Genomic DNA, 12,472 nt, shown 5'->3' on the forward strand with positions numbered 1-12,472 from the left:
AGGAAAAAATCTTGAGAACAGAGCAACCACTTTTCTTATCAATATAAGAATTGTTGTTCTACCCGTGATTTTGTTAACGGCGTTATCGAGTTCTTACCCCGTTAGGGTGACCAATTATTTCGTTAAATTGGTATTATTACCAGCCCGTCACTTCTCGAAGTGCTTTACCGATATCGGCCAAACTTTTTACCGTTTTGACACCTGCGCCTTCAAGGGCAGCAAACTTATCCTCTGCTGTACCTTTACCGCCGGAGATAATCGCACCAGCGTGGCCCATACGCTTGCCTGGAGGCGCAGTGACGCCAGCAATGTAAGAGACGACGGGTTTAGTGACATTGGCTTTGATAAAGGCAGCGGCTTCTTCTTCTGCCGTACCACCGATCTCACCAATCATTACAATCGCTTCGGTTTCAGGATCGTCTTCAAACAAGCGTAAAATATCGATGAAGTTAGATCCAGGGATGGGGTCACCACCGATACCGACACAAGTTGACTGTCCAAAGCCTTCATCGGTGGTTTGTTTAACGGCTTCATAAGTCAAGGTACCTGAACGAGAAACAATACCCACTTTGCCCTTTTTGTGAATATGGCCTGGCATAATACCAATTTTACACTCATCAGGGGTAATGATACCAGGACAGTTAGGACCAATCATGCGCACACCAGCTTCATCCAAGCGCACTTTGACATCGAGAAGATCGAGCGTTGGGATCCCTTCAGTAATGGTAACGATGAGCTTAATGCCAGCATCGATGGCTTCTAAAATCGCATCTTTACAAAATGGTGCTGGAACATAAATAACCGAGGCCGTGGCACCGGTTTGTTCAACCGCTTCACGTACGGTATTAAACACGGGTAAACCCAAATGAACCGAACCGCCTTTACCAGGAGAGACACCACCCACCATTTGAGTACCGTAGGCAATAGCTTGCTCTGAGTGGAACGTGCCCTGACCGCCTGTGAAACCTTGGCAGATGACTTTGGTTTCTTTATTGATTAATACCGACATTATTTACCCTCCGCAGCTGCTACGACTTTTTCTGCAGCTTCAGTCAATGAAGTCGCTGCAATGATATTCAACCCGCTGTCTGCTAAAGTTTTTGCACCCAGCTCAGCGTTATTACCTTCGAGACGAACCACGACCGGAACCGTCACACCGACTTCTTCAACGGCACCAATAATGCCTTCGGCAATCAAGTCACAGCGTACAATACCACCGAAGATATTAACTAATACAGCTTTGACTTTGTCATCGGAAAGGATGATCTTGAACGCTTCTGTCACTCGCTCTTTGGTGGCACCGCCGCCAACGTCGAGAAAGTTCGCCGGTTGACCACCGTGAAGATTGACAATATCCATGGTACCCATCGCCAAACCAGCGCCGTTGACCATACAGCCAATGTTGCCATCAAGCGCCACGTAATTCAGTTCCCATTGGGCTGCATGGGCTTCACGAGCATCTTCTTGAGACGCATCGTGCATGTCGCGTAATTTCGGTTGGCGATACATGGCATTAGAATCAATATTGATTTTACCATCGAGGCACAACAGATTGCCTTCACCGGTGATCACCAATGGGTTGATCTCTAATAGCGCTAAATCGTATTGTGCAAACATGTTTCCTAGGCCTAAGAAAATCTTAGTAAACTGTTTAATTTGGTCGCCTTTCAAACCCAATTTAAATGCCAGCTCACGGCCTTGATACGCTTGAGGGCCGACCAATGGGTCGATAGCGGCTTTGTGAATGAGCTCTGGGGTTTCTTCAGCGACCTTTTCAATTTCAACACCGCCTTCGGTTGATGCCATAAAGACGATTCGACGACTGGCACGATCAACAACAGCACCTAAATAAAGCTCATTGGCAATGTCAGACGCTTCTTCAACCAAAATTTTCGTCACAGGTTGACCATTAGCGTCGGTTTGGTAAGTCACGAGGTTTTTGCCTAACCATTTTTGTGCGAACGCTCGAATGCCGTCTTTAGAGTCGTGCAGTTCCACACCGCCCGCTTTACCGCGACCACCAGCGTGTACTTGACATTTTACGACCCATTTTGAGCCACCGATTTTGCCCGCGGCTTCAGCCGCTTCTTGAGGGGTATCACAAGCATAGCCCTCAGGGACAGGCAAAGCGAATTCTGCAAACAGCTGTTTGGCTTGGTATTCATGCAAGTTCATTCTGTCATTCCATCTGTTATCCCATGAATGGGATTTATTATTTCCATAGCGAGAGACACAGGTCATCTCGTTACATCGTAGGGGTTTACCGTTAATATTACCGAGACTCTTTGTCATTAACGGTCAAGTTAAGGCAACCAATGAGACGTTGACATCATTGGCTGCCTAGACCTTTTCTTTAAGCCTGAGCGCTGTTATACGTCGAGTAATAAACGCGCTGGATCTTCAAGAAGCTCTTTAATCGTCACCAAAAAGCCCACTGACTCACGGCCATCGATCAAGCGGTGATCGTAAGACAAGGCGAGATACATCATCGGCAAGATTTCAACTTGGCCATTAACTGCCATAGGGCGGTCTTGAATTTTGTGCATTCCCAAAATTGCCGCTTGTGGCGGGTTGATGATCGGGGTCGACATCAAAGAGCCAAACACACCACCATTGGTGATGGTAAAGTTACCACCGGTCAACTCATCAACCGTTAATTTGCCATCACGACCTTTGATCGCCAAGTCCTTAATGCCTTTTTCAATTTCAGCAAAACTCAGTGTATCTGTGTCTTTTAGCACCGGTGTCACCAAACCACGTGGCGTCGAAACGGCCATGCTAATGTCGAAGAAATTGTGATACACAATATCGTCGCCATCAATTGAAGCATTGACTTCTGGATAACGTTTTAGTGCTTCTGTTACGGCTTTAACGTAAAAAGACATAAAGCCCAAGCGAATATCGTGACGTTTTTCAAAGCTGTCTTTGTATTGTTTACGCAAATCCATAATCGGCTTCATGTTGACTTCGTTAAAGGTCGTCAACATCGCAGTGCTGTTTTTCGCCTCGAGTAAACGCTCTGCAACACGCTTGCGAAGACGCGTCATTGGTACGCGTTTTTGCGTTCTCGCCGCGGCTGGCACATCAATGGCTGTAGCGTCATCGCCTTTTGGTGCCACTGATTTTTTCGCCAAATGCGCATCGACATCTTCACGAGTAATACGACCGCCAACACCTGAGCCTTTGATTGCACTCGCGTCGAGATTGTGCTCTGCCAATAGACGGCGCACCGCGGGGCTTAAGGAATCGTTACTCTCATCGCTGAGTGATGCCGTATGGCGTTTATCCGGTGATGCTTCAGGCTCAGAGGTTTTATCTGTTGTCGGCTCACCCGCCACAGCACCTGGCTTGATCTTTGCCAATAGCTGCTTAGACAGCACGGTTGCGCCTTCTTCTTCAACAATGCTTTCAAGAACACCGGCCTCAGGCGCGGGGACTTCTAGCACAACCTTGTCCGTTTCAATATCAACAATCACTTCATCGCGTTCAACGCTGTCACCAGGTTGTTTGTGCCAAGTTGCCACGGTTGCATCAGCGACTGATTCAGGTAAATCTGGAACCAGAATTTCAATTGTCATATTCAGTTTTCCCTTTATTTTCTAGTTCTTTATTTAATTAGCAAAGCATCTTCAATTAAGGCTTTTTGCTGTTGTATGTGTAGAGACATATAGCCTACCGCGGGTGATGCCGACGCTTTGCGACCTGCATAATTGAGCGTCGCGCCATCTGGGATAGCCGCTCTAAAATTATGCTGACTGCAATACCAAGCCCCTTGGTTTTGCGGCTCTTCTTGACACCAAACAAAATCTATCACATTGGTGTAAGACGCAATTGCTGCCTGCACTTCTTCCATAGGGAATGGGTAGAGTTGTTCAATCCTAACAATGGCGACATCGTCAATTTGATTGGTACGGCGATAATCCAACAAGTCGAAATAGACTTTGCCTGAACAGAACACCACTCGCTTAACGTTCTCTGCCACAAGATCATCAATTTCAGCGATTGCCGATTGGAATGTGCCAGTGGCAAGCTCTTCCAACGATGACGTACACTGGGGATGTCTTAGCAGTGACTTAGGTGACATGACAATCAAAGGACGACGCATAGGGCGTACTACCTGACGACGGAGCATGTGGTAAACCTGTGCCGGTGTAGAAGGGACAACAACTTGCATGTTTTGCTCAGCGCACAATTGCAAATATCGCTCAAGTCTCGCCGACGAGTGCTCTGGCCCTTGCCCTTCGTAGCCGTGTGGTAACAGCATAGTCAAACCGCACAAACGCGCCCACTTTTGCTCACCAGATGAGATAAACTGGTCAATCACCACTTGAGCGCCATTGGCAAAATCACCAAATTGCGCTTCCCAAATGGTCAAACCGCCCGGCTCTGCGGTGGCATAACCGTATTCAAAGGCCAACACAGCTTCTTCAGACAACACAGAATCAAAGACTTGAAAAGGACCTTGTTTGTCGTGTAAATGACTCAGTGGTGTGTAGACACTCGCATCTTCTTGGTTGTGAAGCACAGCGTGGCGATGGAAGAAAGTACCACGGCCAGAGTCTTGGCCTGAAATGCGAACTCGTTTGCCATCATCGACTAACGTTGCGTAAGCCAAGGTTTCTGCCATGCCCCAATCCACCGCTTTTTGACCGTCTAACATCGCCTTGCGATCATTGTAGATTTTGGCAACTCGACTTTGCAGCTTATGGCTCTCTGGCGCTTGGCATAGGCGTTTGCCAAGATCAACGAGACGGTCTAACTCAACCTGACTTTGCCACTCTTCTTGCCAATCGTGATTGAGGTATGGCGACCAATCAACGGAATGCATTGTCATCGGACGCCACTCTTTCACCACGACATCACCGCGATCTAAAGCGTCTCGATACTCATTGACCAATTGTGTTGCTAATTCGAGGTCTTTATCACCGCGTTCGATCAACACATCGGCGTAGAGTTTGCGAGGGGTTGGGTGTTTTTTGATTTTTTGATACATCAAAGGCTGTGTCGCGTTTGGCTCATCGGCTTCATTGTGACCATGACGACGATAACAAACTAAGTCAATCACAACGTCACTGCGAAACTCATTGCGATAATCCAATGCCAAGCGAGTCACAAAAGCCACCGCTTCTGGGTCATCGGCATTCACGTGGAAAATCGGCGCCTGAACCATTTTCGCAATGTCGGTACAATACATGGTCGAGCGCGTATCGCGAATATTCGACGTGGTAAAGCCAACTTGGTTATTCACCACAATTCTGACGGTACCTCCAACTTGAAAACCACGTGCTTGAGACATATTGAATGTCTCGGCTACGACCCCTTGGCCGGTAATGGCCGAATCACCGTGAATCGTGATTGGCAATACTTGGCTGCCATTTTTATCTTTGAGGCGATCTTGTCTTGCGCGCACCGACCCGATAACAACGGGGTTAACAATTTCAAGGTGAGAAGGGTTAAAGGCCAAAGCTAAGTGGACATTTCCGGCCTCAGTAGCAAAATCTGCTGAGAATCCCTGGTGATACTTAACATCGCCGGTCCCCCAGCTTTCATCGCTGTGTTTGCCAGCGAATTCATCAAACAGATCTTGAGGACGTTTACCCAGTACGTTGACCAGCATATTAAGTCGGCCGCGGTGGGCCATACCAATAACGACCTCGCGCATCCCATTTTTACCGGCATGTCGGATAAGCTCTTTGGTCATTGGGATAAGTGCATCACCGCCTTCGAGTGAAAAGCGTTTTGCACCCGGGAATTTCGCACCTAAGTAGCGCTCTAAGCCTTCAGCAGCGGTTAGTTCTTCGAGGAAAGTTTGTTTTTCTTCACTGCTGTAACTCGGCTTACCCACCACAGGCTCTAGGCGCTGCTGAATCCAACGCTTTTGCTCTGTATTGGTGATGTGCATGTACTCTGCACCAACCGACCCACAGTAGATGTCTTGCAGTGCTTGGTACAAATCACGCAATTTCATGGTTTCTTTGCCAATGGCAAATGAGCCTACGTTAAAACTTTCTTCGAAGTCGTCTTCGGTTAAGTTGTGAAAAGCAGGGTTGAGTTCTGCAACCGGCGGTCTTTGCCACAGACCGAGAGGGTCGAGCTGTGCCGCTTCATGCCCTCGAAATCGAAAGGCATTAATTAATTGCAGTACTTTTACTTGTTTTGCATCGACATCGGGATCACTAACTTGGACATTGTAATGCTTTGCCTCTTGCGCGAGTCGACGGAAGTAGTCACGGACACGTGAATGAGGTTGTTCGACCACCTGTTCAGGGTAAGTCGGTAATCCTTCAAATACACGTTTCCATTCCTCACTAACCAAATCGGGATCACTAAGGTAGAGTTCGTAGAGATCTTCTACGTACGTTGCATTGGCGCCAGCCAAGTGTGAAGACTCGAGCCATGCCTTCATCACGCCATCTTGCATATATTCCCTTTTTTATCGTTATTAATAAGTTTCTCGACCTGAGTCGAGCCGTTTAATACCAATCGAACAAACCGTGTTATCAACCTTCTTACCGCCCGGGCTAAAATAAGACTGAACCGCTACGAAGACAAAAATCCGACGTTGGATTCTGACCGATTTTTCAATGCCCTCACCGTTTGTAGGCCTGCGTTTTCACTTCGTCAAATTGGTATAATACAGCCGCCCATTCAAGGCGGCTGTGCGAACTATTTACACTGAACGGTTGACCAACATGGTTTTGATGTGGCCAATCGCTTTGGTTGGGTTTAACCCTTTAGGACAAACGTTGACGCAATTCATAATGCCATGGCAACGGAAAACGCTAAATGCATCATCGAGTTCTGATAGACGCTCATCGGTTGCCGTATCGCGGCTGTCAATCAACCAACGATATGCTGCAAGCAAGCCTGCCGGACCGATAAACTTATCTGGGTTCCACCAAAACGACGGACACGATGTGGTACAGCATGCACACATGATACATTCGTACAAACCGTCTAGATGAGCCCTATCCTCCGGCGCTTGCAAGTGCTCTCTCGATGGAGGCAGTTCACCATCAGAAATTAAGTAAGGCTTCACACGCGCATAATTATCGTAAAATTGCGTCATATCAACGATCAAATCGCGAACAACAGGGAGCCCTGGCAAAGGTCGAATCACAATCTTATCGGCACTGACCGCTGACAATGGCGTGATACACGCCAAGCCATTTTTACCGTTCATGTTCAAACCGTCTGAGCCACACACCCCTTCGCGGCATGAGCGGCGAAACGCGATACTCGGATCTTGCTCTTTGAGCAGAATTAAGGCATCGAGAACCATCATATCCGAGCCTTCTTTGACTTCAAGCGTGTAGTCTTTCATGTATGGCTTGTTGTCAACATCAGGGTTATATCTGTAGATAGAGAAATTCACTTTCATCTTTTCTTCCCCCTTTAACTAGTAGGTACGGATTTTCGGTGGGAACGCGTCGCGATGAACCGGTGTCATGTTGACATCACGCTTCGCCATTTGCTCGGTTTCCGGGTTGTAAATGGAGTGACACAACCAATTGGCATCATCGCGCTCAGGAAAGTCAAAGCGAGCATGAGCGCCTCGGCTTTCGGTGCGATAATTGGCTGCCACTGCGGTGGAATAGGCCGTTTCCATAAGGTTGTCAAGCTCTAAGCACTCCACTCGCTGCGTGTTAAACTCGGTTGACTTGTCGGCCAGATGCGCGTCTTGCAAACGCTCGCGAATGACTTTGAGCTCTTCAAGCCCGGTCGCCATCGCATCGCCTTCACGAAATACTGAGAAACTGTTTTGCATGCACTGTTGTAAATCTTTGCGAATTTGTGCCGGGTCTTCACCTCGAGTGCTATTTTCCCAACGCATGGTGCGGGCTAAAGAAGCCTCAATATCAGACTCAGTCGCAGGGCGAGCCTCGGACTGTGCGGCGAGTGTTTCACCCAAATGCAAACCTGTAGCGCGACCAAACACCACTAGGTCAAGCAGCGAATTGCCACCTAAACGGTTCGCACCGTGCACCGAGACAGATGCAATTTCACCACAAGCAAATAGTCCTTGAACTTCTTGATCAGCACCTTGGCTGTTCTGTTTTAGCGCTTGTCCTGAAACTTGTGTCGGCACCCCTCCCATCATGTAGTGACAGGTAGGGATTACGGGGATTGGTTCTTTGACTGGGTCGACATGAGCAAAGGTACGCGACAATTCACAAATACCCGGTAAACGCGACTCGAGAACCTCTTTACCTAGGTGGTCGAGTTTTAATTTAATATGGGGTCCCCATGGCCCATCACAGCCACGGCCTTCACGGATTTCAATCATCATTGAGCGCGCAACCACATCACGACCCGCCAAGTCTTTAGCATTAGGAGCATAACGTTCCATAAAGCGTTCGCCGTCTTTATTGAGCAAATACCCACCTTCACCGCGACAACCTTCTGTGACCAACACACCCGCCCCAGCGATACCGGTTGGGTGGAATTGCCACATTTCCATATCTTGCATTGGTACGCCAGCTCGCAGCGCCATACCAACACCATCACCGGTGTTAATGTGAGCATTGGTGGTCGACGCGTAAATGCGCCCTGCACCACCGGTTGCTAACACAGTCGCCTTGGATTTAAAGTAGCAAATCTCACCGGTTTCCATGCACAGCGCCGTACAACCCATGATCGCACCATCTTGGTTTTTCACTAAATCAAGCGCATACCATTCAGAGAAAATCGTGGTCTTGTGTTTGATGTTTTGTTGATAGAGCGTGTGTAATAAAGCGTGACCGGTGCGGTCTGCCGCTGCCGCGGTACGCGCTGCTTGCTCACCACCAAACTCCTTCGATTGACCACCGAAGGGGCGTTGATAAATGCGTCCATTCTCGAAGCGTGAAAATGGTAGTCCCATTTTCTCTAGCTCAATAACCGATTGAGGACCGGTTTTACACATGTACTCAATAGCGTTTTGGTCTCCGATGTAATCAGAGCCCTTTACCGTATCGTACATGTGCCATTGCCAATCGTCTTGGTGGGAGTTGCCAAGTGCAACGGTAATACCACCTTGCGCTGAAACGGTATGAGAACGGGTTGGAAAGACTTTAGATAGCAAAGCACAAGAAAGGCCTTGCTCAGAAATTTGTAACGCAGCGCGCATGCCTGCGCCGCCTGCGCCGATGACAACTGCATCGAACTCACGAACTGGAATAGACACTTACACACCCCACAGAATAAAGAGACCAGAAAAAACGTAGCTTAGCAAGACTGCGACAACGCCCAATTGCAAAAGGCTACGCAGTTTGGTGCATTTCACATAATCGGTGAGGACTTGCCACAAACCAATCCAAGCGTGAATTAACACACATACCAAGGCCAACATGGTGAAAGTTTTGGTGAAGGTTCCACCAAAGAACTCAGTCCATGATACGTAAGTTAGCTCGTTAAAGGCGCAAAACCCAACTAGATAGAGGGTGTAAAGGGTCATGATAATGGCAGATGCGCGGATTAACAGATAATCGTGTACGCCATTTCTACCAACGGAAGAGACATGTCTTACCATACTAGAATCCCCGCTAAAATAGATAATACCGCGGTTGCAATAAAGGCAACTTTGGCACTTTGATTACCCGATTCCAACTCTTCGAAATAGCCCATATCCATGATGAGGTGACGAATACCACCAGCAATGTGATAGGCCAATGCGGTCAGGATTCCCCACAGGATAAATTTGACAAAAAATCCACTGACGATGTCTGTCGCTTGCTCATAACCGAGCGGGGAGGATAAGGAGATGGAGAGTAACCACAACAAAATCCCAACCGCAACGAACATGATGACACCGGATATTCGATGCAAGATGGATGCGATGGCGGTAATGGGAAAGTGAATGGTCTGTAAATCTAAATTAACAGGTCTTGACTTTCTTTCTTTCACGGGCTTGCTCACTCAGCTCTATTGAGCATTTATAGTTTTATTGAGAAATTCAGCCCATACCCGGCAAAATTAACATTGATTTTACAAATAAACCACAATTACAGCGAGGAAGATGTAAATAAAATGTTAAAAACTTAATTTGCATTAAAAATGTAATTTCTATACAAACAAGCGTTTATAAGGCATGAGCCGTTATCTACTGCGCCAATATAAGGCTAGCAACATTCTAATACAATTGTCGTAACAAATTATGCTACACAGGGCATGTTTTTTACTTTTAAGTTGTAAAAAATCAAAAGAAGAGCACACTACGAAAGAGAAAAATTGACTTTGCCTCTCAACCCCAGTACAAAAATGACACACAAAAATCCTGGGCGGATTAAAAATAAAACAAAGGAGATTGTTATGGCAGATAAGAAAGCGACCCTTCACATCGAAGGTCAAGCGCCAATCGAGCTGCCAATTATGGCTGGGTCACTAGGCACCCCTGTAATTGACGTTCGTAAGCTTGGAGCAAATGGTTACTTTACCTATGACCCAGGCTTTCTTGCCACTGCATCATGTGAATCTCGAATCACTTATATCGATGGTGAAAAAGGTATTCTTCTACACCGCGGTTTTCCAATAGCCGACCTTGCAAACCATGCTGATTACCTGGAAGTTTGTTACATCCTACTCAATGGCGAAGCGCCAAATCGAACGCAATATCAAGAGTTTAAGCGTACAGTCACTCGCCATACTATGGTACACGAGCAAATTGCTAGCTTTTTCCATGGCTTTCGCCGTGACGCACACCCGATGGCGGTAATGTGTGGTGTCGTGGGGGCTCTTGCTGCGTTTTACCATGATTCATTGGATATCAACAACGATGAACACCGAGAGATCACCGCTTACCGCTTGCTGTCAAAAATGCCAACTCTGGCGGCCATGTGTTACAAATACTCGATGGGTCAACCGTTTATTTACCCGAGAAATGACCTCAATTACGCGGAAAACTTCTTGCACATGATGTTTGCTACCCCGTGTGAAGAATATGAAGTCAATCCGATTGTTGCCCGTGCGATGGACAGAATCTTTACCTTACACGCTGACCATGAGCAAAATGCGTCAACGTCAACGGTTCGCTTAGCGGGCTCTTCTGGTGCGAACCCCTTTGCCTGTATCGCGGCGGGTATAGCTTCGCTTTGGGGACCGGCGCATGGCGGTGCAAACGAAGCCTGTTTACGTATGCTTGAAGAAATCGGTAGTGTGGATAACATCCCTGAGTACATTAACCGCGCTAAGGATAAAGACGACCCATTCCGTTTAATGGGCTTTGGTCATCGTGTTTACAAAAACTACGATCCCCGAGCGACCGTGATGCGTGAAACCTGTCATGACGTTTTAAAAGAGCTCAATATTCAAGATCCTCTGCTTGACGTGGCCATGGAGCTTGAGCGAATTGCTTTGTCTGATCCCTACTTTGTCGACAAGAAACTCTACCCTAACGTCGACTTTTATTCCGGTATCATTCTCAAAGCCATTGGTATTCCTATCTCAATGTTTACCGTGATCTTTGCAATGTCTCGTACCATTGGTTGGATTGCTCACTGGAATGAAATGCACCAAGATCCACTAAGCCGTATCGGTCGACCTCGTCAGCTTTACACCGGCGAAACTGAGCGTCATTTCAAACCGATTCACGAACGCGAGTAAGTCGATTGCCGATAGGGTCTTTGCCTTATCGACGGCATTACATTGCAACAGAAATCAAAATGCCCTCTTGCGAGGGCATTTTTTTCACCAGTCTTTGACCCAATTTTGCTCATCAAACCGGGTTATCGATATCTTTAAATTCAACCTCAAAGCCATGTTCTTTGGCAAGCCATTCACCCAACGCCCGAATACCACAGCGCTCAGTGGCGTGATGACCTGCGGAAAAGTAATGGATGTCTTGCTCTCTGGCACTGTATGTGGTTCGCTCCGAAATCTCACCGGAGATGAACGCATCTAATCCCTTTTGCGCGGCCAATTCAATAAAGTCTTGCCCGCCTCCAGTACACCAACCGACTGTCGTAATCATTTTATCGGCATTCTCTGGCGCAATATGCAGCGCTTTTCGATTGAGAACACGATTGATTTTATCGGCGAATTCGGCCCCTGACATAGGACGAGCCAGACGACCGTGTTTAACAACGCCTTTGGGCTCGGCATCGAGATCGCCGATCACTTCAATATCCAGTTGTTGTGCCAATAAGGTGTTATTGCCAAGTTCACCATGAACATCGAGTGGCAAATGGTAAGCAAGCAGGTTTATATCATTGATAAGAAGCTGTTTAATTCGATGTCCTTTCATCCCACGGATAGGGGCAGGCTCCCCTTTCCAAAAATAGCCGTGATGGGTCAAAATCGCATCGGCTTGCTTCTCAATCGCATATTCAATAAGTGCCTTTGACGCCGTAACGCCCGTGATGATTTTTTTGACTTCAGTACGTCCTTCAACTTGCAATCCATTCGGACAGTAGTCTTTGATCTGTGATGCGTTTAACTTTTGATTTAGTATTTGCTCTAGTTCAAGGTTATTCATTTTGCCAAGCCAGGATATAAA

General features: G+C 47.2%; 10 protein-coding genes. 1 reads left to right on the forward strand and 9 read right to left on the reverse strand.

Translation table 11 applies throughout. From position 1 onward, the window contains the following. Positions 1-136: 136 nt before the first annotated feature. The 8 genes from sucD to sdhC all read right to left on the reverse strand — a co-directional run bounded on the left by sucD (position 137) and on the right by sdhC (position 9,897). Positions 137-1,009: a succinate--CoA ligase subunit alpha gene (gene sucD, locus AB0763_RS09400; RefSeq protein ID WP_306100487.1), complete on the reverse strand. Its 873-nt coding sequence runs from the start codon at positions 1,007-1,009 to the stop codon at positions 137-139. Further along, a complete protein-coding gene (gene sucC, locus AB0763_RS09405) occupies positions 1,009-2,175 on the reverse strand; it encodes an ADP-forming succinate--CoA ligase subunit beta (protein ID WP_306100488.1) in 1,167 nt (388 codons plus the stop codon). Before sucC ends, sucD begins: the two co-directional genes overlap by 1 nt. A gap of 194 nt (positions 2,176-2,369) precedes the next feature. Continuing rightward, positions 2,370-3,578 carry a 2-oxoglutarate dehydrogenase complex dihydrolipoyllysine-residue succinyltransferase gene (gene odhB / locus AB0763_RS09410; protein ID WP_306100489.1) on the reverse strand — a complete coding sequence of 403 codons (1,209 nt, stop codon included), beginning with the start codon at positions 3,576-3,578 and terminating at the stop codon, positions 2,370-2,372. A 29-nt stretch (positions 3,579-3,607) separates the two neighbouring features. Continuing rightward, on the reverse strand, positions 3,608-6,421 hold the full coding sequence (gene sucA / locus AB0763_RS09415; protein WP_306100490.1) for a 2-oxoglutarate dehydrogenase E1 component: 2,814 nt from the start codon (positions 6,419-6,421) through the stop codon (positions 3,608-3,610). A 249-nt stretch (positions 6,422-6,670) separates the two neighbouring features. Then, positions 6,671-7,381 carry a succinate dehydrogenase iron-sulfur subunit gene (locus tag AB0763_RS09420; protein WP_306100491.1) on the reverse strand — a complete coding sequence of 237 codons (711 nt, stop codon included), beginning with the start codon at positions 7,379-7,381 and terminating at the stop codon, positions 6,671-6,673. Between the two features lie 18 nt (positions 7,382-7,399). After that, positions 7,400-9,166, reverse strand: coding sequence for a succinate dehydrogenase flavoprotein subunit (gene sdhA / locus AB0763_RS09425; protein WP_306100492.1), 1,767 nt, complete (start codon positions 9,164-9,166; stop codon positions 7,400-7,402). Continuing rightward, on the reverse strand, positions 9,167-9,511 hold the full coding sequence (gene sdhD, locus AB0763_RS09430) for a succinate dehydrogenase, hydrophobic membrane anchor protein (RefSeq protein WP_306100493.1): 345 nt from the start codon (positions 9,509-9,511) through the stop codon (positions 9,167-9,169). Then, a complete protein-coding gene (sdhC, locus tag AB0763_RS09435; protein WP_306100494.1) occupies positions 9,505-9,897 on the reverse strand; it encodes a succinate dehydrogenase cytochrome b556 subunit in 393 nt (130 codons plus the stop codon). The genes sdhD and sdhC overlap by 7 nt, the downstream gene beginning before the upstream one ends. Positions 9,898-10,290: 393 nt before the next feature. Between sdhC and AB0763_RS09440 the strand changes: the two genes are divergently transcribed. Beyond that, the gene (locus tag AB0763_RS09440) at positions 10,291-11,580 is read left to right on the forward strand and encodes a citrate synthase (RefSeq protein ID WP_306100495.1); all 1,290 of its coding nucleotides are present in this window, start codon (positions 10,291-10,293) and stop codon (positions 11,578-11,580) included. Positions 11,581-11,692: 112 nt separating this feature from the next. On the opposite strand, the gene AB0763_RS09445 is transcribed toward AB0763_RS09440, so the two are convergent. Further along, positions 11,693-12,451 carry a Nif3-like dinuclear metal center hexameric protein gene (locus AB0763_RS09445; RefSeq protein WP_306100496.1) on the reverse strand — a complete coding sequence of 253 codons (759 nt, stop codon included), beginning with the start codon at positions 12,449-12,451 and terminating at the stop codon, positions 11,693-11,695. Between the last annotated feature and the right edge of the window lie 21 nt (positions 12,452-12,472).

The sequence above is a fragment of the Vibrio sp. HB236076 genome, assembly GCF_040957575.1.
Classification (GTDB): domain Bacteria; phylum Pseudomonadota; class Gammaproteobacteria; order Enterobacterales; family Vibrionaceae; genus Vibrio.